18 protein-coding genes and 2 tRNA genes are annotated in these 23,594 nt (G+C 33.3%); 17 read left to right on the top strand and 3 right to left on the bottom strand.

All coding sequences use genetic code 11. From position 1 onward, the window contains the following. The first annotated feature begins 35 nt into the window (after window positions 1–35). The 7 genes from topA to VOI54_RS00855 all read left to right on the top strand — a co-directional run bounded on the left by topA (window position 36) and on the right by VOI54_RS00855 (window position 9,654). Entirely contained in the window at window positions 36–2,540 is a 2,505-nt protein-coding gene (gene topA, locus VOI54_RS00885) for a type I DNA topoisomerase (protein ID WP_326280820.1), read from the top strand. Between the two features lie 6 nt (window positions 2,541–2,546). Then, a complete protein-coding gene (locus tag VOI54_RS00880) occupies window positions 2,547–3,713 on the top strand; it encodes a formimidoylglutamase (protein ID WP_326280819.1) in 1,167 nt (388 codons plus the stop codon). A 163-nt stretch (window positions 3,714–3,876) separates the two neighbouring features. Beyond that, on the top strand, window positions 3,877–5,241 hold the full coding sequence (gene porK, locus VOI54_RS00875) for a T9SS ring complex lipoprotein PorK/GldK (RefSeq protein WP_326280818.1): 1,365 nt from the start codon (window positions 3,877–3,879) through the stop codon (window positions 5,239–5,241). 78 nt (window positions 5,242–5,319) lie between these two features. After that, a complete protein-coding gene (porL, locus tag VOI54_RS00870; RefSeq protein ID WP_326280817.1) occupies window positions 5,320–5,955 on the top strand; it encodes a type IX secretion system motor protein PorL/GldL in 636 nt (211 codons plus the stop codon). 52 nt (window positions 5,956–6,007) lie between these two features. Beyond that, window positions 6,008–7,564, top strand: a complete 1,557-nt coding sequence (porM, locus tag VOI54_RS00865; protein WP_326280816.1) for a type IX secretion system motor protein PorM/GldM — start codon at window positions 6,008–6,010, stop codon at window positions 7,562–7,564. Window positions 7,565–7,614: 50 nt separating this feature from the next. Beyond that, complete coding sequence (porN, locus tag VOI54_RS00860; RefSeq protein WP_326280815.1) at window positions 7,615–8,505, top strand: type IX secretion system ring subunit PorN/GldN; 891 nt, start codon at window positions 7,615–7,617, stop codon at window positions 8,503–8,505. Window positions 8,506–8,610: 105 nt separating this feature from the next. Next, the gene (locus VOI54_RS00855) at window positions 8,611–9,654 is read left to right on the top strand and encodes an NAD(P)/FAD-dependent oxidoreductase (protein ID WP_326280814.1); all 1,044 of its coding nucleotides are present in this window, start codon (window positions 8,611–8,613) and stop codon (window positions 9,652–9,654) included. Window positions 9,655–9,662: 8 nt separating this feature from the next. On the opposite strand, the gene VOI54_RS00850 is transcribed toward VOI54_RS00855, so the two are convergent. After that, complete coding sequence (locus VOI54_RS00850; RefSeq protein ID WP_326280813.1) at window positions 9,663–10,046, bottom strand: DUF983 domain-containing protein; 384 nt, start codon at window positions 10,044–10,046, stop codon at window positions 9,663–9,665. An 86-nt stretch (window positions 10,047–10,132) separates the two neighbouring features. On the opposite strand from VOI54_RS00850, the gene VOI54_RS00845 reads away from it, so the two are divergent. From VOI54_RS00845 to VOI54_RS00800, 10 genes are all read left to right on the top strand, one after another. Then, entirely contained in the window at window positions 10,133–12,043 is a 1,911-nt protein-coding gene (locus VOI54_RS00845) for an ABC-F family ATP-binding cassette domain-containing protein (RefSeq protein ID WP_326280812.1), read from the top strand. Between the two features lie 75 nt (window positions 12,044–12,118). Then, on the top strand, window positions 12,119–13,252 hold the full coding sequence (locus tag VOI54_RS00840; protein WP_326280811.1) for an efflux RND transporter periplasmic adaptor subunit: 1,134 nt from the start codon (window positions 12,119–12,121) through the stop codon (window positions 13,250–13,252). Beyond that, window positions 13,249–16,446, top strand: a complete 3,198-nt coding sequence (locus VOI54_RS00835) for an efflux RND transporter permease subunit (protein ID WP_326280810.1) — start codon at window positions 13,249–13,251, stop codon at window positions 16,444–16,446. The genes VOI54_RS00840 and VOI54_RS00835 overlap by 4 nt, the downstream gene beginning before the upstream one ends. Then, a complete protein-coding gene (locus VOI54_RS00830; protein WP_326280809.1) occupies window positions 16,436–17,746 on the top strand; it encodes a TolC family protein in 1,311 nt (436 codons plus the stop codon). The genes VOI54_RS00835 and VOI54_RS00830 overlap by 11 nt, the downstream gene beginning before the upstream one ends. A 137-nt stretch (window positions 17,747–17,883) precedes the next feature. Next, window positions 17,884–18,705, top strand: a complete 822-nt coding sequence (locus VOI54_RS00825; RefSeq protein ID WP_326280808.1) for a leucine-rich repeat domain-containing protein — start codon at window positions 17,884–17,886, stop codon at window positions 18,703–18,705. A gap of 72 nt (window positions 18,706–18,777) precedes the next feature. Continuing rightward, a complete protein-coding gene (locus VOI54_RS00820) occupies window positions 18,778–18,960 on the top strand; it encodes a CPXCG motif-containing cysteine-rich protein (RefSeq protein ID WP_326280807.1) in 183 nt (60 codons plus the stop codon). Window positions 18,961–19,019: 59 nt separating this feature from the next. Continuing rightward, a tRNA-Met gene (locus VOI54_RS00815) sits at window positions 19,020–19,092 on the top strand. A 313-nt stretch (window positions 19,093–19,405) separates the two neighbouring features. Then, window positions 19,406–20,299, top strand: a complete 894-nt coding sequence (locus VOI54_RS00810; RefSeq protein WP_326280806.1) for a hypothetical protein — start codon at window positions 19,406–19,408, stop codon at window positions 20,297–20,299. Between the two features lie 13 nt (window positions 20,300–20,312). Then, a complete protein-coding gene (locus VOI54_RS00805; RefSeq protein WP_326280805.1) occupies window positions 20,313–21,233 on the top strand; it encodes a response regulator transcription factor in 921 nt (306 codons plus the stop codon). Between the two features lie 9 nt (window positions 21,234–21,242). Next, window positions 21,243–21,497, top strand: coding sequence for a hypothetical protein (locus VOI54_RS00800; protein ID WP_326280804.1), 255 nt, complete (start codon window positions 21,243–21,245; stop codon window positions 21,495–21,497). 378 nt (window positions 21,498–21,875) lie between these two features. Here VOI54_RS00800 and VOI54_RS00795 read toward each other — a convergent pair whose 3' ends face one another. Continuing rightward, on the bottom strand, window positions 21,876–23,369 hold the full coding sequence (locus VOI54_RS00795) for an ATP-binding protein (RefSeq protein ID WP_326280803.1): 1,494 nt from the start codon (window positions 23,367–23,369) through the stop codon (window positions 21,876–21,878). Between the two features lie 81 nt (window positions 23,370–23,450). Next, window positions 23,451–23,557: transfer RNA gene (locus tag VOI54_RS00790), tRNA-OTHER, on the bottom strand. Between the last annotated feature and the right edge of the window lie 37 nt (window positions 23,558–23,594).

Genomic DNA, 23,594 nt, shown 5'->3' with positions numbered 1-23,594 from the left:
TTTTCATATACATTTGTAGCTTCAAAAAGTGTAGTATGGCGAAGAATTTAGTGATAGTAGAGTCACCGGCAAAAGCAAAAACAATTGAAAAATTCCTGGGAAAAGACTTTAAGGTTGAATCCAGTTTTGGGCATATTTCAGACCTGCCTTCCAAAGAGTTAGGAGTTGATGTTGATGGTGATTTTAAACCAAAATATGAAGTTTCAAAGGATAAAAAGGCTGTTGTAAAAAAGTTAAAAGACTTAGCTAAAAAAGCTGAAATGGTTTGGTTGGCTAGTGATGAAGATAGAGAGGGAGAGGCTATTGCGTGGCATTTGGCAGAAACTTTAAAATTAGATAAAGAAAAAACAAAGCGTATAGTTTTTCATGAAATTACTAAATCAGCAATCCAGAAGGCTATAGAAAACCCAAGAGGCATTGATTATGATTTGGTAGATGCACAACAAGCACGTCGTGTTTTGGACAGAATAGTAGGGTATGAACTGTCTCCTGTACTTTGGAGGAAAGTAAAAGGGGGGCTTTCAGCAGGTAGAGTCCAATCTGTATCGGTGCGTTTAATTGTAGAAAAAGAAAGGGAAATAGAAGGATTTACACCAGTTGCATCATATAGAATTGATGCAGAGTTTTCCAATGAAAGCGGGCAAACCTTTAAAGCAAAACTACCAAAAAACTTTTCTTCAAAAGATGAAGCTCAAAAGTTTTTAGAGCAGAATATTAATGCTAATTTTAAAGTTGCTGATTTACAAAAAAAACCGGCTAAAAAATCGCCGGCAGCACCATTTACCACCTCCACATTACAGCAAGAAGCTTCGCGTAAACTTTATTTTTCGGTGAGTAAGACCATGACTATGGCCCAACGCCTTTATGAAGCTGGTTTAATTACTTACATGAGAACAGATAGTGTGAATTTATCTGAAGAAGCCAGAAAAGGTGCAGAAGACGAAATAAAAAATGCTTTTGGTTTAAAATACAGTAAGCCGAGAAATTATAAAGGAAAATCAAAAGGCGCGCAGGAAGCACATGAGGCTATTCGTCCTACAAATTTTGCAACACATACTATTAATATAGACAGGGATCAGGCACGCTTATATGAGTTGATCTGGAAACGCGCTATTGCATCACAAATGAGTGAAGCAGAGCTGGAGCGTACTAATGTTAAGATTAATGCGTCAACTCACAATGAAACGTTTACGGCAAATGGAGAGGTTATAACATTTGATGGGTTTTTAAAAGTATATCTGGAGGGAACCGATGATGAACATGCAGAGCAGGAAGGTATGCTACCAGCAATGAGAACCCATGAAGTATTACTCAATAATAATATTACAGCCACTGAGCGTTACACACGCCCTCCGGCAAGATTTACAGAGGCTTCTTTGGTGAAAAAATTAGAAGAACTGGGTATAGGTAGACCATCTACATATGCACCAACAATTTCTACTATTCAAAACAGGAATTATATTGAGAAAGGAACCGTTGAAGGAGAAAAAAGAAACTATTCTCAACTGACGTTAAAAGGTGGAGAGATTAAAGATAAAACCTTAACAGAAAAAATAGGTTCAGATAAAGGAAAGTTAGTGCCTACTGATATAGGGATGATTGTAACAGACTTTTTGGTCAATCATTTTGATGCTATTTTAGATTATAATTTTACAGCTAAAGTTGAGGCAGACTTTGATGACATAGCAGATGGAAATGAAGATTGGACTAAAATGATGAAAACATTTTATAAGAATTTCCATCCTATTGTTGAAGATGTTAAGGAAAATGCCGATAGAGAATCCGGCGAGCGTATTTTGGGTACAGACCCTAAAACAGGAAAGCAGGTAAGTGTGCGTTTAGGGAGGTTTGGCCCTATGGTACAAATAGGAACGGTTGATGATGAAGATAAGCCACAGTTTGCCAGTTTAAGTCCGGATCAGCAGCTAACTACTATTACCTATGAAGAGGCTATGGATTTGTTTCAATTGCCTAAGACCTTGGGTAGTTATGAAGGAGAGGAAGTTTTGGTGAATAATGGGCGCTTTGGACCATATGTGAAATTTGGTAGCGCTTTTGTTTCGCTTCCAAAAGGAGTGGATCCCTTAAGTGTAGAGTTAGATGATGCTATTGTTTTAATAAAAGAAAAGCAAAAAGCAGATGCACCTATATATATGTATAAGGATTTACCGGTACAAAAAGGGAAAGGGCGTTTTGGTCCATTTATAAAATGGAACAATATGTTTATCAACGTGAATAAAAAATACGATTGGGATAATTTATCAGATGCAGATATTGTTGAACTGATTGAAACAAAAATTCAAAAAGAAATAGAGAAAGTTGTTCATAATTGGGAAGAAGAAGGTATTCGCGTTGAAAAAGCGCGTTGGGGAAGACATAATGTTATTAAAGGGAAGATAAAGGTTGAACTTGCTAAAACCGTAGATGTTTCAGAAATGACATTAGAGGAAGCTCAAGGGATTATTGAAGCTAATGCGCCAAAGAAAAAGACAGCAAGAAAGAAAACCACTAAAAGGAAAACACCAGCAAAAAAGAAATAACATATAATGAACTTTAATTTTCTTTCTCCTGTTTCAGATTTAGTACTAGCTCATAACGAACTGCTCTCAGCGCAAGCCTTAGGAAGGAAACTTAAAATTCATTCATCACAGCATGGTATTCCCGATTTGGAAAATGTGGATGTAGCTATCATTGGTGTTTTAGAAAATAGAAATGATATCAATTACATAGGAGAAGAATTTCAATTAAATGAAATTAGAAAATCTTTTTATAGCCTTTTTCCAGGAGCGTGGAATCTTACTGTAGCAGATTTAGGGGATATTAATAAAGGAGAAAGTGTTGAGGATACTTATTTTGCATTAAGAGAAGCTATAAGTATTTTGGTTAAAAAGAGAATTATTCCTATAATTTTAGGAGGTTCTCAAGATTTAACCTATGCTAATTATAGAGCGTACGATGATTTAATTCCCATGGTTAATATAGTAAATGTGGATGCGCAATTTAACCTTGGAGATTCTTCCAAACCTATAAAGAATAATAGTTTTGTTGGTAAAATTATTTTAGACGAGCCTTATAATCTTTTCAATTATGCCACAATTGGATACCAAACCTATTTTAATTCTCAGGAAGAAATAGATTTGATGGATAATTTATATTTTGAATCTTACCGACTAGGACAGGTGTCTGGAGATATTACAGTAGTAGAACCTACTTTGAGAGACGCCAATATAGTAAGTATAGATTTAAATGCGGTAAAGGGGTCTGAGTTAAGTTTGTATCAGAGGTATTCCCCTAATGGTTTAGACGGTAAGGAAATATGTGCCATAGCACGTTATGCAGGTATTAGTAATAAGGTATCTTCATTTGGTATTTATGAATATAAACCATCAAAAGATGATGAGATGACATCAATGCTCATTTCTCAAATCCTTTGGTATTTTATTGAAGGCGTGAATTTTAGGGTTAAAGATGATGATTTTTCAGACGAAACTAATTACCAAAAGTTTATTACACTGGTTGATGATCAGGACTTGGTGTTTTATAAAAGTAATAAAACCGGGAGGTGGTGGATAGAAATTCCTTTTTTAGCAGAAGTCAATAATAAATTGAAAAGACATACGTTATTACCATGCACACATCAGGATTACCTTGATGCATGTAACAATATGGTACCGGAGCGTTGGTACAAAGCCTTTCAGAAGAATTGTGTTTGAGAGATTAATATTAGTTAAAGAGTAAATTTAATCGTTGAAATGCGCTTTTTTTACGATGAAATGTTATTTTTTTAGATAAAAAGTTGTTTTTTAAAAAATATATAAATATGTTTACGCTCTCGTAAATGAAGCTAAATAAATTAACCTCGAGTTTACTATAGATATGAAGAAGTTTATATTATTAACCGCAGTATTAGTAATTCTTGCCAGTTGTGGCTCTAAAGATAGAGGCGAACTGGTAGGTGTTAAAGGAAAAAAATGGCATCCTGAAAAGCCATATGGTATGGAGCTTATTCCTGGAGGAGCATTTATTATGGGTAAGGCAGATGATGATCTTGCCGGAGTTCATGATGCCCCTGCAAAGACCGTTACTGTTAGAGCCTTTTATATGGACGCTACAGAAATAACAAATAGTGAATATCGCCAGTTTGTTAATTGGGTTAGAGATTCAATTGTAAGAATGAAATTAGCGGTGTTAGCAGATGAGGTTGGTATGACTCCAGATGATGGAGGTATTGGCGAATATGCATTTAAAGATGCAGATACAGCTAATATGTCTGTGTATGAGAAGTATATGTTTGAGAACTATACCGGGTTAGGCCCAACAGGATATGAAGGTAGAAAGATTAATAAAGATGTTGATTTAATCTTTGATACATCAGAATATCCAGACGAGTATTATACTGAAGTTATGGACACTATGTATTTACCATTAGAAGAGTCTTATAACGGGCAACGTACTTGGGATGTTACTAAATTTAAATTTCAGTACAGCCATATGGATATCCAGGAAGCGGCCAGAAATAGAGGCGTAAAGCGTAAGGATGTAATAATAAAAGAAGAAATTGAAGTGTATCCGGATACCACTGTTTGGATTAGAGATTTCGCATATTCATACAATGAACCTATGCATAATGATTATTTTTGGCATGATGCCTATAGTGATTATCCGGTTGTAGGTGTTACCTGGAAACAAGCTAAAGCATTTTGTGAGTGGAGAACAATAAACAAAAACACGTATCAAAAATCTAAAAAGGGAGCCGCGGCAGTAAATACTTTCAGATTACCATCTGAAGCAGAATGGGAATATGCTGCAAGAGGCGGCCTGCAAGCAGCAACATATCCATGGGGTGGACCATATACAAAAAGCGACAGAGGTTGTTTTATGGCTAACTTCAAGCCGGTAAGAGGTGATTATGCAGCAGATCAGGCATTATATACAGTAGAAGCAAAATCATATGATCCTAACGATTATAACTTGTACAATATGGCAGGTAATGTGGCAGAATGGGTAAATGCTTCTTATGATCCGTCATCTTATGAACATACATCTACCATTAACCCCAGCGTTAATGATAATGATAATCAACGTAAGATTGTACGAGGAGGCTCTTGGAAAGACGTGGCTTATTTTTTACAAGTAAGTTCAAGAGATTATGAATATGCAGATTCTGCAAGGAGTTATATAGGTTTCAGAACCGTTCAGGATTACATGGGGACAAAAGTAACTAAGAACGGTAAGAACTAATTTAAACCCAAATCAAATAATAAATAACTATTAATTAACCTACTTAAGTAATCCTACTTAAATTAAAAACCAAAAATTATGGCAAAGTCAAAAACAAGTAAGAAATTCATGAATATGGCATATGGATTAGGAGCAGCAATTGTAATTGTTGGTGCACTATTCAAGATTATTCATTTTGAAATTGGACCACTAACAGGTAACGTTATGTTAACTATCGGTCTTGTAACAGAAGCAATCATTTTTGCATTATCAGCCTTTGAGCCTGTTGATGAAGAACTAGATTGGTCATTAGTATATCCGGAATTAGCCGGGGGGCACTCAAGCAAAAAAGAAGGTAAAGAAGATGCACAAGGCCTGTTATCTCAAAAATTAGATGACTTGTTAAAAGAAGCTAAAATTGATGGAGAGCTAATAGCTAGTTTAGGTGAAAGTATTAAAAACTTTGAAGGAGCTGCCAAAAACATGTCTTCTACAGTTGACTCAATTGAAGCGACTAAGAAATATGGTGAAGAATTATCATTAGCTGCAGCTCAAATGGAGTCTTTGAACAGTTTATATAAAGTGCAGTTAGAAAGTGTTAATAAACAAGCTACTATTAACGAAGAGTCTATTGAAAATGCAGCTAAATTAAAAGAGCAAATGCAATCATTAGCGTCTAACTTGTCGTCATTAAACGGTGTATACGGTGGTATGCTATCTGCTATGAATAAATAATTAGGAGCGTTAATCCCAAATTACTATTAATTAACCAAAAACCTAATTAAACATGGCAGCAGGAAATTTATCACCAAGACAGAAAATGATTAATCTGATGTATTTGATATTTATAGCTATGCTAGCGTTAAATATGTCAAAAGAAGTGCTTTCGGCCTTCGGATTAATGAATGAAAAATTGACTAAGTCTAATGCAACGACTGAGTTAAGAAATGATAGTTTTATGGCAAGCTTAGAGGTAAAAGCTAGTGAGTCAGATAACTATAAAGAATTAAAATCTAAAGCAGACCAGATAGATCAATTAGCAACCAAATTTGATACTTACTTAGACGAATTAAAAGGTAAAATGACCGCTACTGTTGATGATCCTACAGATTATGAGATCATGGATAAAGGCGATTACCTTGATGAGAACTTCTTTAAAGGAGATAAAATAAAGGAAGAAGGTCAAAACTTTTTAAACCAGATTAACGGTTTTAGAGATGATGTGATTGAAATCCTGAAAACAGAAGAAGGTATGGATGCTATCATTAAAGAGGTAGACGAAAAATTTAATACCGATCCTGTAAAAAGAGAAATGGGAACTCAAGCCTGGTTAGATTATCACTACAAAGGATTCCCTTTAGTAGCTTCTTTAACTAAAATGACGCAATTACAGGCAGATATTAAAACCACTGAATCTGAGATTTTAGCTAAAATGTTAGAAGGAGAGTTGTCTGAAATAGCTTCTATGGATAATTACACGACTTTGCTGGAAACAACTAAGTCAGCGTATTTTAACGGCGAACAATTTGACGGACAAATCGTTTTAGGTAGAAAAGATGCTTCTACTAAGCCTAATAGAGTAGAGTTAACTCTTGATGGACGAAAACTTACTGAAAACCAATATTCTATTGAAGATGGTAAAGTCAAGTTAAAAATAGGAACAGGTGGTGTTGGAGAACATAAAATTGAAGGGAAACTTATTTTTGCACAAGATGGTGAAGAAATAGAAGTACCTGTAAGTTCTTCATTTGCTACAGTTGCTAAACCAAATGCAGCGACTATCTCTGCGGATAAAATGAATGTGGTTTACCGTGGTGTTAAAAACCCAATGACTATTTCATTTGCCGGTATCCCAGATAACAAAGTTATTGCCAATGCTCAAGGTTTATCAAGAGCCGGAGGTAGTAGATATGTTATGGACGCTACAAGAATTCAAGGTAGAGAAGTAACTATAAATGTTACAGGGACATTACCCGATGGAGGAAAAGTTAGTGACAATGCAAAATTCAGAATTAAAGATTTACCAAAGCCAACAGGAACAGTAAGAGGTGAAGACGGTGCCTTAAAAATGCAACGTAACAGCCTTAAGATTTCTACAATTGGTGCAAAGTTTGACGATTTTGATTTTGAATTACCATTACGAGTTACCGGATTTAAATTTAAAGTACCGGGACAACCTACCATTAATGTAAAAGGTAACAAATTAGATAGCAGAGCTCAAAAGGCTTTAACTAAAGCTAAACGAGGTTCTGGTGTTCAAATATTTGACATAGAAGCAAAAGCAAGTGGAGTAAGTGTTATACTTAAAAAAGTATCCCCTGTTTTTGTTGAACTAACAAACTAATTGCATAGTTTGCTTAGCTCATAGAATTAATAAGTAAAATGTTGATTAAGATGAATATGAAAAGTTTTTTACTAACCGTTGTAACTGTTTTTACAGCATCAAACATATTTGCGCAAGCCAATGTATTGAATGCTAAAAGCCCTGAAGAAATTGGGATAAGAACTGAAAATCAAAAGGCGGTAGATAATGATAAACCATTAGAATATGGATATGTTGATGATAGAGATATTCTGTTTTCAAAAATGGTTTGGGAGAAAATAGTCCTTGATGAACGTGCTAACTTCCCGTTATATTACCCAATAGACACAAATAATATAGGTAATGACAGACGTTCGTTATATGATGTTCTTATGAAGAATGTTAAGAACGAAAAAATAAAAAACATTTATGATGATTCTTATTTTACAACAAAAAGAACTCTAAAAGATATTGAATCTGCTTTAACTATGGTTGATACTACAGAATTGGGTATTGAGCAAATAAATGCCGGAGAAGAATTATCAGCAGAGTATATCAATAAAAGAGAGATTACGGCTGCTGATATTAAAGAATATCACATTAAGGGGCTTTGGTATTTTGACAAACGCCAGGCTGAAATGAAATATAGATTATTAGCTATTGCACCTGTAGCTCCTGATGTTAATTTTATTGATACAGATGAGCCGGATTTAGTACCATTATTTTGGGTGTTCTTCCCTGATGCCAGAGAGGTGCTTCATGAAGCAAAATCGTTCAATAATTCAAATAGTTCTATGCCATTTTCCTTTGATCATTTGTTAAACGCAAGACGTTTTCAAGGTTATATATTTAGAGAAGAAAATGTTCAGGGTGATAGAGCCGTATCAGAATATGTTTCACAAAATGCTTTAATGCAATTATTGGAATCTGAACGTATCAAAAATAAAATTAGAGACTTTGAACTAGACATGTGGACATATTAGCCATAAGAATAATTAAATAGTTAAAAAAACGCCCATTAAAAATGGGCGTTTTTTTATGGATTTTTTGTAAAAAGGAGATTTAATTTCTAACTATCTTCGCACATTATGACCATAGATTATATAGTTGTTGGAATAGGACTTGCAGGAGTTAGCTTTTGTGAGTATTTAAAAGCAAACAATAAGACTTTTATTGTGTTTGATAATGCTTCTCAGCAGTCTTCTGTCGTTGCTGGAGGCTTGTACAATCCCGTGGTGTTAAAACGTTTTACATCAGTTTGGAAAAGTAAAGAACAACTTGATATAGCATTACCTCTGTATGCTAAAATTGAAAATGAGCTTCATGTAAAACTGGATTATAAGATTCCGGTATATAGGAAATTTGCTTCTCTAGAAGAGCAAAATGATTGGTTTACGGCTTCTGATAAACCTTTGCTTTCAGAATTCCTTTCCGAAAAGATTATTAAAAATAACAATGATCATATTGATGCACCTTTTGGTTTTGGCGAAGTTTTAAAAACAGGTAGAATTGATGTTAAAACCATGATTGAGGCCTATAAAGCAGATTTAAGAAATAAGGACGTGCTGTTTGAAGAGCCATTTGATTATGAAACATTGTATATGGCAAATAACAAAGTAAGTTATAAAGATCTTTATGCTACAAATATTGTGTTTTCGGAAGGGTTTGGGGTAACACAAAACCCATATTTTAAAAATGTACCATTAAACCCTGCAAAGGGGGAGTTGCTTATTATTCATGCACCGGATTTAAAGATTGACTATGTTTTAAAGGCGGGAGCCTTTTTAATCCCATTGGAAGGAGATAAATATATTGTTGGAGCAACTTACGAATGGAAAGATTTAAGTCATAAAGTGACAGAATCGGCCAGATCAGAGCTATTATTTAAACTAAAAAAACTGATTCATTGTGATTTTGAAGTGGTTGATCAGGTTGCTGGCGTAAGACCAACAGTAAAAGATAGAAGGCCTTTGGTAGGGGCGCATCATATCCATAAAAATATGTTTATACTAAATGGTTTAGGAACACGCGGCGTGATGATTGGCCCTTATGTAGCTGAACAATTATACAACTTTATTGAGAACGGTATTTCTTTAGAAAAAGCTATTGATATTAGCAGGTTTAAAACCTAAAGTGGTTTCTATTTTTTAGCCAGAGATTTATCGTAACTCATAAAAAAATTGATCCAAATATTTCTTGAAAGTCTTAAAATTATTGGCAAACAGATTATTAAGGTTGCTACAATAGATATAAAGACAGTAATTAAACTGGCCTTAAACACAAAAAAAGCTATTATAAATGCAGCTGAGGCAAAGGCTATGCCTACAGGATAACTTACATACATAGAACCATAGAAAAATGAAGGCTCGATCTTATATTTTGTGCCACAGTTAGAACATTTTTCGTGCATACTTAGTGCTTCAGAAAGTATGTAAGGGTTCTTGTTTTTAAACATAGATTCTTCATGGCATTTAGGACAGGTGCCTGTAAAAATACTATATAACTTTGAGCCTTTTTTAAACATATAATTTAATGTATTTTTGCGAGCGCAATTACAGTGTAAAAGTACCATTTTAATACTAAAAGAGCAGAGGTAAAAGTTATATTTCTATGATGAACATTCATAATTTATCGATTTCGTTTCAGGGAGAATACCTTTTTGAAGACATTACTTTCAAATTGGGAAATGGAGACAGGATTGGGCTTATTGGAAAAAACGGAGCTGGTAAATCTACGATGCTCAAAATTTTATCAAAAGAAATGGAACCTGATACAGGTCAAATTGCAGCCGATAAAGAACTTAAAATAGGTTTTTTAAAACAGGATATTGATTTTGTGTTTGGAAGAACAGTACTTGAAGAGTCTTACGAAGCCTTTACTGAAATTAAGGAATTGGAAGCTAAAATGGAAGCTGTAAATACCCAAATGGCTGAACGTACGGATTATGAAAGTGAAGGCTATCATCAATTAATGGTAGATATTAATGAGCTTCAGCATCAGTATGAAATTCTGGGCGGTTATAATTATCAGGGAGACACAGAAAAGATACTTCAAGGTTTAGGCTTTCAGAGACAGGATTTCAATAAACTTACCGATACATTTTCAGGTGGGTGGCGTATGCGTATTGAATTGGCTAAGTTATTACTTCAAAATAATGATATATTACTTCTAGATGAGCCCACTAACCATTTAGATATTGAATCTATTATTTGGTTGGAAGGGTTTTTGAAGAATTATACAGGAGCTGTGGTTATTGTATCTCATGATAAAATGTTTTTAGATAATGTGACTAACAGAACTATAGAGATTTCATTAGGGCGCATTTATGATTATCCTAAATCATACTCTAAATATTTGGTATTGAGAGAAGAACTGAGAACACAGCAATTGGCCTCTCAAAAAAATCAGCAAAAACAAATAGAGCAAACCGAGAAACTGATTGAAAAGTTTCGCGCCAAAGCTTCTAAGGCTACTATGGCGCAGTCACTTATTAAAAAGCTTGATAAAATAGATCGCATTGAGGTTGATGAAGATGATAATAGTGTAATGACGCTTAATTTCCCCGTTTCCATTACGCCTGGAAAGGTAGTTGTTGAGGCAGAAAAGGTTTCTAAAAACTATGGAGACAAACAGGTTTTAAAACATATTAATTTACTTATTGAACGTGATAGTAAAACTGCTTTTGTCGGTCAGAACGGACAAGGGAAATCTACACTGGCAAAAATTATAGTGGGAGACATAAAGCATGACGGGCATTTAAAGCTGGGGCATAATGTACAAATAGGGTATTTTGCTCAAAACCAGGCTGAATATCTTGACGGAAATAAAACCGTTCTAGATACTATGATTGATGCGGCTAATGAAACTAACCGAAGTAAAGTAAGAGATATCTTAGGCTCATTTTTGTTTAGAGGTGAGGAGGTTGAAAAATATGTGCGAGTACTTTCCGGAGGGGAGCGTAACCGTCTGGCGCTTGCTAAATTAATGCTGCAGCCCTTTAACGTACTTATAATGGATGAGCCAACCAATCACCTGGATATTAAATCTAAAAATGTCCTGAAGGAAGCTTTAAAACGTTATGAAGGCACCTTAATTTTAGTGTCTCATGATCGTGATTTTTTACAAGGGTTGACCAATATAGTTTATGAATTTAAAGATCATAAACTAAAAGAATATTTGGGTGATATTGATTTTTATTTAGAACAACGAAAAGTTGAAAATTTAAGAGAGGTTGAAAAACGGACCGTTGTAAAAGATACTCCTAAGGTTAAAAAGCAAACGTCTTATGAAGACCAAAAGAAACTAAAATCCTTAAACAATAAGCTTAGCAATGTAGAGTCTAAGATCAATCAGTTAGAACGAGAGATAAAAGCTATTGATTTAGAGTTGGAAATAAATTATGAAGCAACCGCTTCAAAACCAAACTTCTTTGACGACTACCAAAAAAAGAAGGCAGATTTAGAAAATTTTATGGAAAAATGGGAAGCTATTCAACTGGAAATTGAAGCCTATAATGTGTAGCTTTTTATGTTTTTTTTAACTCTTAAGCATTAGTTATTGGGTAATTTTGTGGGCTAGACTATCAAAATTATTTGTATGCGTAAAATTATACTTTCCGTTATCGGAATTTTACTAATAGTATTTTCTGTTTTATTTGCCCAGAAACTTATAGCAAACAAGAACAAGCCCAAGCCCATTAAAGAGAAAGTTGTAAAAACTGTTTTTACAGATACGGTTACTAATGGTACTGTAAAAATTGTAATCCCTGCAAATGGGAGTTTGGTAGCCAAGAGGCGTATAGAACTATTTGCTGAAGTTCAGGGCGTATTTAAGCCTTCAAATAAACTCTTCAGGCCCGGACAAAAATATGGTAAAGGACAGGCTTTAATAAGCATGGATGCCTCAGAATACTATGCCGGTGTACAATCTGCAAAAAGTAATTTATATAATACTTTAGCGGCAATTATGCCGGATTTACGATTGGATTTCCCTGATGTATACCCAAAGTGGCAAGACTATCTTAATAGTTTTGATTTGAGCAAAACAACACCCCAACTACCAAAAATGGCCTCTGATAAAGAAAACTATTTTATAACCGGTAGAGGTATAGTATCAAGTTATTATAACGTTAAAAACTTAGAACAACATTTATCTAAATATATTATTTCTGCACCATTCTCCGGAATTTTAACACAAGCATTGGTTACAGAAGGCTCGTTAATACGATCGGGACAAAAACTAGGAGAATTCATTGATCCGTCAGTATATGAAATGGAAGTGGCACTGAGTGAAGGATATGCCAGTTTATTAAAGGTAGGAGAACCCGTTACACTTAATAATTTAGATCATACCGAAACCTATAGCGGTGTGGTATCTCGTGTAAATGGTAGTATAGATACAGCCACACAAACTATAACAGCATATATAGAAGTCAAAGATGAGGTGCTGAAAGAGGGGATGTATTTAGAAGCTAATTTAGATGCTAAAGAAGAGCATGATGCCATTGAGATTGATCGGAACCTACTATTGGAAACACAACAGGTTTTTGTTGTACGGGATAGTATATTGGGTGTGATACCGGCTAAACCTGTACATTTTTCAGACACTAAAGTTGTTTTAAAAGGAATTCCTGATGGAGCTGTAATTCTCAAGAAAGCCGTTCCCGGAGCCTATGTTGGGATGCTAATAAAACCATATACAGAACAAAAGAAAAGAGCTGGCGAAAAATGAGAAAAATAATTGCATATTTTATTAAATACCATGTTGCAGTAAATATTTTCATTCTTGCATTTTTTGTTTTTGGTATTATAGGGGTTATATCTTTAAAATCTTCATTTTTCCCTTTAGTAGATTCTAAAATAATCAATATTAATGTCACTTACCCGGGAGCTTCCCCTCAGGAGATAGAAGAAGGGGTGGTGCTAAAGATTGAAGATAATCTTAAAGGATTAAAAGGTGTAGATCGGGTAACATCAGTATCCAGAGAAAACAGTGGATCAATAACTGTGGAAATTGAAAAAGACGAGAATATTGATTTTATGTTGTTGGAAGTTAAAAATGCAGTAGACCGCGTACCTTCTTTTCCAACAGGGATGGAGCCTTTAGTTGTAGCCAAACGGGAGGCCATAAGAGAAACCATTTCCTTTGCATTAAGCGGAAACCATATTCCGCTTACTACTTTAAAGCAAATAGGGCGGCAAATTGAAAATGATTTAAGAGCCATTCCGGGGATATCCCAGGTTGAAGTTACCGGATATCCGGAAGAGGAAATTGAAATAGCTGTTAATGAAACCAGTTTATTAGCCTATAATTTAACATTTAATGATGTATCTCAAGCAGTTAGTGCTTCCAATATTTTAGTTACCGGAGGAAATATCAAAACTGATGTAGAAGAATATTTGATAAGGGCTAATAACCGGGCATACTATGGCGATGAGCTGTCAAATATTATAATAAAGGCAACCAATGATGGGAAAACAGTTAGATTAAAAGATGTCTCTATTATTAGAGACCGCTTTTCTGAAACCCCTAACGCCACGTTTTTTAATGAAGAGTTATCAGTTAATATTTCGGTTACAAGTACTAATAATGAAGACCTGATATCTTCGGCAGATAAAGTAAAAGCCTATATAGAAGGTTATAATCAAAGCCATAACAATGTTGAGTTAAATGTGGTTAGAGACTTATCTATAACGTTGAACCAACGTACCCAATTATTAGCCGAAAATGCTATTATTGGGATGCTATTGGTACTTGCCTTTTTATCATTGTTTTTGAATACGCGATTGGCATTTTGGGTGGCATTTGGGTTGCCTATTTCGTTTTTAGGGATGTTTATTTTTGCGGGACAGTTTGATGTGACTATCAATGTATTGTCACTTTTTGGAATGATTATCGTTATAGGTATTTTGGTAGATGATGGTATTGTAATAGCTGAAAATATTTACCAGCATTATGAAAAAGGAAAAACACCAATTCAAGCAGCTATAGATGGAACCATGGAGGTAATTCCTCCGGTAGTTTCAGCCATTGTAACCACCTTACTGGCCTTTTCTTTATTTCTATTTTTAGATAGTAGAATAGGTGAGTTTTTTAGTGAGGTTTCAGTCATTGTTATATTGACCCTGGCTGTATCATTAATTGAAGCTTTAATTATTTTACCGGCGCATTTAGCACATTCCAAGGCACTCCGAAAGCCTGTGAAAGAAGAAAACCCCTCTAAGATCAAGCAGTTTTTTGCCAAGATGCGGGTTATTAATAAGATGGGAGATCGGTTAATGGTCTTTTTAAGAGATAAGGTTTATGCACCGGCTTTAAGCTTTGTTCTGAACTTTAAACTACTTTCACTGGGTATTTTTATAGCACTTTTAGTGCTCACTTTTGGAGCTATTGGAGGAGGTATTATAGGAATAACTTTATTTCCGTCTATAGCAAGTGACAGGGTTTCTGTTGAATTGGATATGCCTAATGGTACCAATGTTAAAATAACAGATTCTATTATTTCAATGATAGAGCAAAAATCATACATAGTTAACCAGGAACTTACAGAAGAATATTTGCAAGGAACGGGTAAGGAGTTATTTGAGAACACCATATTAAGGTTAACCAGTTCATCCAGTGCTCAACTACAAATTAATATGTTACCGGGAGAAGAGCGCCCGGATGCTATAAACTCGCGGTTGGTTGCAAATAGATTGAGGGAAGTAGTAGGCCCGGTAATAGGAACAGAACGTTTGGTTTTTGGATCCGGTGGTAATTTTGGAGGTAGCCCGGTATCCGTGTCTTTATTAAGTAACAATATTGAAGAATTAAAAGCTGCAAAACTGGAATTAAAAAAGGTTTTGGAGTCTAATCCTCTACTAAAAGATGTTGAAGATAATGATCCGGCAGGTATAAAGGAAATACGTTTAGAGCTAAAAGAAAGTGCTTATTTGTTAGGGTTAGACCTAAGAGCTGTAATGAATCAGGTTAGAGCTGGTTTTTTTGGAGTACAGGCACAACGTTTTCAAAGAGGACAGGATGAGATCAGGGTTTGGGTGCGCTATGACAGAGCCAATAGAGAGTCTATTAATAACTTGGATGATATGCGTATTATGACTCCGGCCGGAACACGTGTAACCCTTAAAGACATTGCTAATTATACCATTGAAAGGGGAGATGTAGCTATAAACCATTTAGTCGGTCAAAGAGAAATAAGGGTTTCAGCTGATTTAAAAGACCCAAGTACCAGTGCAACTGATATTCTGGATAATATAAGAGTGAATATTATTCCGGAAATTCGATCAAAGTACCCTACTATTTCAGCGTCTTTTGAGGGGCAAAACAGGGAAGCTTCAAAACTTTCGAATTCTCTGGCAAGTGCCGGAATTCCAATTTTGTTATTGATATATATATCTATAGCCTTTACGTTCAGAAGTTACAGCCAACCTGTATTATTACTGTTGCTGGTACCGTTTAGTTTAACAGCAGTAGCATGGGGGCATTGGTTATTAGGCTTTTCTGTGAATATTTTATCCTTATTGGGAATCATTGCGCTAATAGGGATTATGGTTAATGACGGTTTGGTATTAATAGGAAAATTCAATACCAACCTTAGGGAAGGGATGAACTTTGATTTAGCGCTTACAGAAGCAGGTAAAGCAAGGTTTAGAGCTATTTTCTTAACCTCATTAACCACCATTGCAGGGTTAGCGCCACTATTATTAGAAAAAAGCAGGCAAGCCCAGTTTTTGATACCTATGGCCATCTCCATATCCTTTGGTATTGCATATGCTACGGTATTAACATTATTAGTATTGCCATTGTTTTTGTCATTTAGTAATGATATTAAAAAGAACTCAAAATGGCTGGCTACAGGAAAGAAGATCACAAAAGAAGAAGTAGAACGGGCAATTAAAGAGCAAAAAGAAACGCATGAACATTAAATTTGTCTTTTTAGGTTTAACCTTGGTGTCGCAAATATCAGTTTTTGCGCAAAAAATGCTTAGCCAGGAAGAGGCGGTCAGGTTAGCATTAGAAAATAACTACGGTATTAAGTTAGTGAATACAGATGTAGAAATAGCCAAGAATAATGCTAATATTTTGAATTCAGGCTATTTACCAACGGTTACAGGAAATGCAGGAGCTACTTACAATAAGAACAATATTGAATCTGAAACAGTAAACGGGCCTGCAGATTTTGACGGGATAGAAAGCTCAAGATATAATGCTTCCGTAGATCTAAACTATACTCTGTTTGATGGTTTGGGAAGAGCATATAATTATAAACAGCTTAAAGAAACTCAGCAGCTAACAGAGTTACAAGCCAGAGAAACTATTGAAAACACGGTATTGCAACTATTTACAGTGTATTATAATGTTGCAGAACTGGCTGAGAATTTTAATGCTATTTCTCAAACATTTGCAATTTCAAAAGACAGGCTGACAAGATCAGAGTACCAGTTTGAATTTGGACAAAGCACAAAACTGGCAGTACTTAATGCCGAAGTTGATATTAATAATGACAGTATCAATGTTATGAACTCCAGACAGGAATTAAAGAACTTTAAACGTGATTTAAACCTGGTTTTAGGAAACACACTTATTGATGATTTTGATGTTGACACAAATATTATGTTCAATAGGTTGTATAATAAAGAAGCGCTTTTGGAAAAGGCCATAGCAAATAATGTAAGTGTATTGCAAGTCGATAAGAATATTACAATTAACAAGTTGGGAATACAATCTGAAAGATCGGCATATTTGCCTACTGTAGGCTTAGTAGGAAGCTATGGCTGGAACAGAAATAATAATCCTGCCAATTTCACCAGAGTGTCTGTAAGTACAGGTATTTCTGCCGGCGTAAACCTCAGGTGGAATTTATTTGATGGGGGTAACACGGTTACAAGAGTAAAAAATGCCAGGGTAAATCTAGAAGCACAAAATATATTAAAAGAGCAACTTTTGGTAACCTTGCAGCGGGATTTCAACAATGCCTGGGACAATTACCATAACAGGTTGAAAATATTCAGATTAGAAGAGGATAATATTAAAACCTCTCAAAATAACTTCAACAGAACAGAAGAGAAATTTAAGCTGGGCCAGGTTAATTCCATAGAGTTTAGATTGGCACAGGTAAATCTTCTTAATGCAGAATTAAACAGGAATAAGGCCAAATATTTGGCTAAAATTGCAGAATTGGAAATGCTTCAAATATGTGGAGAACTCTTAAATGTTCAATTTTAATATGCAGATAACCTTGGAGATTAGGTTATTCATCGAATATTAAATGTTAAAATTTAATGCATTTTGTCGAATAAAATAGTTTTTCGTCTGATTTTGGTCTAGTTTCGTAAGAAAGTTAATCCCAAATTTGACTAAAAATGAAGACTTTAAAACTTTTAGTAACCTGCTTACTGGTAACAACATATTCATTTGCTAACATTTCTCCAAAAGAGAAAGAAGCCTTAGTAGCTTTATATAATGCCACCGATGGTGATAACTGGAATTCCTCATGGGATATCAATGCTTCTGTAGATACCTGGTATGGAATAAAGGTAGAAGATAATAAAGTAACAGAGATTAGCCTTCAATTTAATAACCTTCAGGGGACTTTACCAAAAGAGATTGGAGACCTAACGCACTTAAGACAAATGAATTTAGGTTTTAATAAGTTAAACGGAACCCTTCCTGAAACTATTAAAAATTTAACAGAACTTAGATCTTTAGAATTGTTTATGAATAATTTTGAAGGACGTATACCGGATGAATTAGGAGCATTAAAACAATTAGAGTCATTGAAATTGTATAGTAACAGATTTGAAGGAGAAATACCTAAATCTTTAATGGAGTTGATAAACCTAAAAGAATTGCTGTTAGGAAGTAATTTTTTAACAGGTAATATTCCAACCGAAATTAATGCCTTATCAAAATTGGAAAAGTTAAGCTTGATGGATAACAAGTTGGAAGGCGAGATTCCTATGGAAATCGCACAACTATCAAATTTGGAAGAGTTGATATTATCAACAAACCAACTTACGGGAGATTTACCACTTGAGTTTATTAATTTAAGAAAACTAAATACCATAATGGTTAGTGATAATAATCTGAACCAGGATTATAAAAGTATTTCCGGTATAAAACCGGTGTTGTTGAATTTAGAATTACAAAATTCAACAGCTACTATGGACATTGAAAAAGAGTAGTTAAAAGTAAATTTTCATAAAATTAGTTAGTTAAGCCATCATTTTGATGGCTTTTTTTATAATTTTAATTTTATGATTGAACATTTTTTCACCTGCCCGTATTGTTGGGAACCTATTTCTATGTTGTTGGATAGCTCAATTTCTAAGCAAACTTATGTGGAAGATTGTGAAGTATGTTGTAATCCCATTCAGATGATTGTAGCCTTTAAAAATGCGGAATTAATAGATTTTCAGGTAGATAGCATAGAGCAATAATTTTTTCTGATTTTATTCTTGCAGGAATTAAAAAGGGTTGTATATTTGCAGTCCAATATCGCGGGATAGAGCAGTAGGTAGCTCGTCGGGCTCATAACCCGAAGGTCACTGGTTCGAGTCCAGTTCCCGCTACTAAATTAAAAGTCAATTATTTGTAAATCAGATAGTTGGCTTTTTTTATTCCCGAATTATTCCCGAAAACAGATTTATAACTTCTTTTAGAATATGAATTGCTTTTTATCCTTATCTAATGCATAGGGGGGTAGGGAAAAAACCGAACCAGTTATATTGATACCACCATGGAGGATTTTAACATATTCCCTCTATAATTTTTTAATACTATTTATTTTTGTAAGAATATGAGTATATTTGAATACAATATACTTAGCTTATTTATGAATTATATGCAATACTGTGTAACGTATATATTACTAGGAATAAATTTATGAAAATTGAGATTCAGTTGGAGCTTCCTTTTGTAACTAGAACACTAGATAGTTCTGATTTTGGAGTACCTGAAAAAGTAAAATTTAAGGGAACAGATTTTACATATAATAGTCAACTAAATAAAACTACGACTTCAGCTTTAATATCATTTGAATATCAAAATGAAGAAGCTGAATTTAACAATGATTTAAAAAAGAAATTAGCCCTAAGAGCGATTGAATTGATTAATCATTATATATACCATGCAAAAACTTTTGAACATCATTCTACTGATATTGTTCAAATATCTCCAAGAAATACAAAAAATATTGTTTTAGAAATTAAAGATAAGAATGATAATTTAGTACTTAAAGAAATAGTTGAATTAACACAAGAAAAACCTAAATATTTTCAAGAATATTTTGACTATTTAAATGAGCCAGGTGCTTTTGATGTTTTTGAAGATTTGATTAAAGATAAAAAAGGACATTTACTCTTCATAAATCTTTTATCAGATTCATTTTATGCAATATTTGAAGGAAGATATAATGAGTCAATAATTAATTCTTGTACTGCAATAGAGTCATTGATTTTTCCAAAACTAATTGATTGGCTAGGAGATAAGTTTCATAACAAAAGTAATAAGAACGCTGAAAGAGTATTGATTGAAATTCCTATGAATTTAAAATACGAGCTTATTTTCGGAGAAATAGAAAAAGGCTTATTGTCAGTCCATAATGAGTTATTAGAAAAATTAAAGGGGATTAATAAGCTAAGAAATACAATTGTTCATGGTGGAAATAAAGCGACTAAGAAACAAGCAGAGGATGCGTTGAATTATGCCTCAAAATTCATCCTTATAGTCTTTATGAAAATGGAACCGACTTCATTTAAAGAAGAAGAAAGGAGATGAAATCAATTAACAAATGAAAAAACTAGTTAGTAAAAGACAAATTGAAATTCTTGAACTTATGGCTGAAGGTTATAAGGAAGAAGATATTGCAAATAAGCTAAATATAGCTCATGTAACATTAAGGAGACATAAAACTTTACTTTACAAGAAACTTGGTGTTAATAATTCTGTATCAGCAGTTGTAACTGCAATGGATTTAGGTTTAATTAAATGGGAATTGGCGACAAAATATAGAATTGAAAGAAACATTGAATTTAAATCAGAATATTTACAGTCTGGAATTACTATTTTAAATTACTTTTCTACAGTTTTAAGGCAAAAAAATCCAGATTCAAAATCAGTCGTAAGAATTGAGCAAGAAGGGTTAAATGTGAGGCTTCTAATAATTCCAGAAAAAGGAACTGAGATTCAGGTAATAGAAAAAACATTGGAGGAATATGGCCTTGTAATTTCAGGAAAAATGAAGATGACAGATTTTTTAAATGATAATATGCAAATATTGGAATTAGAGAACAAACTGGAAATATCTAAACTTGAATTACGTTTTGCTCATAAACAATTGGAATATGAAAGAAAAAATCATGAGGGTAGAATAACAAGTATTGAAAATGAGGTAGACTGGCTTCGAGGGCAAATTGGCAATTCTCTATCAGATATTAGGAAAATTACAATTGGATCTAATAATTATTTGGGAGACAGTGTAAAAGAACATTTTCCATCAAACGATAAAGCTTTATTGAAATCACTTGATTTAATCGAAAAGTTTCTAATAATAAAAGATAACGAAAAGAATAAAGAAGAAATGCTAAAAGCATTACAGGACATTCAAAAGAAAAATCCAGCGATATTGAAATTCATTCAAGAATTTGCACAGAAGACAATTAGTTCAACATCTGGAAAATTACTTTATGATTTGATTAGTTCGCTATTATAAATATAAAATATGACAACAGAAATATTAGAGAAGTTAAAGAATGATTTAGATGCTTTAAAGATAAAAACTTTTGAAAAAAAGAGAGCTACACGAAAAAAGGATAGAGAATCTATTGAAGAAGATATTCAGTTTATGACGAAAAGAATGCTTAAAAATTATGAATTAATCAAATATGATGAAGGAATAACAATGGAATATTATAAAACTAATTTTTTTATTTTCGATGTTGAGGACATTATACGTAACCTAGAAAGAGAAGAATAAAAAGAGTAGAGGTTAAAAAACTAAGTAAAAAGTAATATTAATAACTCCAAATTACCAAGTATATATAAATGCTGCATCACAAACAAACTACATATAATAATGGTAAGTAATTTTGAACTATCTATAATCATCTACATTTCAAGTATTATTGAAAACTATAGAGAAAATCGACTATTTATCAAAATTGGCTTAGTCTTGTAAAAACTGTCTACCACGAACAAAATACATATAGGCGTGTATAAGTTGTAAACGACACTCTAGGCTATTTATAGATATTGACCTTTTACCAGTGGTTCTTCCAAGGTCTTCACATTTCTTTGCAATTATAAAAGTATTACTTAGCTTTATTTAGTATGACAACTAATATTAGCTGAATTTTTATTGAACTGGATTAAGAATATTTAAGCACCTTTCTAAAATTTCGTCATTGTCAATTACAATAAAACTAAGTTTTATTCTAGTTCTTGTCATTATTTGTAATAGCATTTTAGTTGGATGATAATAAGGGGAGTTTTTATAATTCTTAGTTGACAGTTTATTTTCTTCGTTATAGTAAAAGTGCTTGTCAACAATAGCAACAACTTTATCAAACTCTTGACCAATTACACTATGAGCATTTTCGTTTTCTTCTATAATTTTAAAATTATCATAAGGAAGACTCTGCCCTCTTGATGGAGTGTAATTAATTACTTTCCATTCATATTCTTTTAAATATTTTATATATGCTTTAGCTTCTGAATAGGACTTAAAGTAATTTAACTCTATGTTAGATTTGTTTAATCCGTCAATATTTTTATTTCTGTCTAGGAGGCATCTAATGAACGAGGCTATTTCTTTATTTGTTCTTATTTTTTTTGTTAGGTTATATTTTTCGGCTTGCGTTTTGTTCTTAATATATTCTTCTATGTTATTACTGATTTCCTTCTTTCTTAAACATTGAAGTTGGTCATACGAAAACAAACAATTCTTTTTATGATTTTTAATTTCCTTTATAATATGGTCTAATTGACGAGTGTAAATCCTTTGGGTTTCATCTAGCACAACTAATGAATAGTTTGCTATGTTTTTATTGTGAAGCTCCTTGATTGCGATAATATCCCATTTATACTCATCTCTTAGTTTGTAATGCCCTTCATTTAAAAGACCACAATGAACAACTAATACATTTAAGTTTTTAGATATACACTCTTTAACAATATCATATGTTAAAAGTGTTTTACCTGTACCAGCCCTACCAGAAATTGAAACAAAAGAGACTTCATTATTGTTTATCTTTTCTAAACATTCATTTTTAATTTCTTCTTGTTGTTGAGTTAAAAAATACTTGCCATCAATAAACTTATCCGTAGAATTAAATGGAGATACTAAATAATTTGATGGATTAAAAAGAGTGTCAACATTTGTTATTTGTTTTACTTCTTGATTTTGTAAAATTCTTGCTAATTCATCAAAGCTCTCTTCAATTAAATCTTCATTATTGTCCAGTTTAAATAGTTTTTTATCAGAAGCAATGAATGTGAAACTAAGGATATTAACATTTAGAAAACTTAAATAATATTTATTTCTCTTTAGTTGTTTTTTTATTTTTTCAGATGTACTCGTTCTTTTAAGCTCAATATTAACAACATAATTATCTCCAAATCTAAGAAGGTCAAACTCTTTGCCTATTTGTGGTATTGTATACCCAAAAAAGAATTTGTCAAAAGAATTTATCTCTTGGGTTTTTGTTTGAAGCATTTTATTAAATGAAGACAAGTCAGCTAGTTCATCCTTTTTAGGAGATATTTTAAAATAATCATAATACCTCGTTAAAACAGGTTCAGGAATACTTTCAGAAGATTGGACTAATGACAATAAATTTAATTCTTTCATTTTTGATTTAAGGCTTTATTTATAAATTACTTTTATAAGAATAGTGAGGTTTTGCTGAGAATAAAAAATTAATACTATAATTGGTGGAGAAGGGAGGAATCGAACCTCCCACGCATTCAGTCTTGAATTCAGCTACTAAGAACTATTTATTTCTATACCTTATAGTCAGAAGTTAGACCGTCTTCTCCACGAATGCGACTCCTAATGCTATACTTTTAATAAAAT

The organism is Alterotamlana spongicola (genome assembly GCF_035818475.1).
Lineage (GTDB): Bacteria > Bacteroidota > Bacteroidia > Flavobacteriales > Flavobacteriaceae > Cognatitamlana.
The sequence above is the reverse complement of the archived record's forward strand: the minus strand, read 5'-3'. Positions and strand labels throughout refer to the sequence as shown.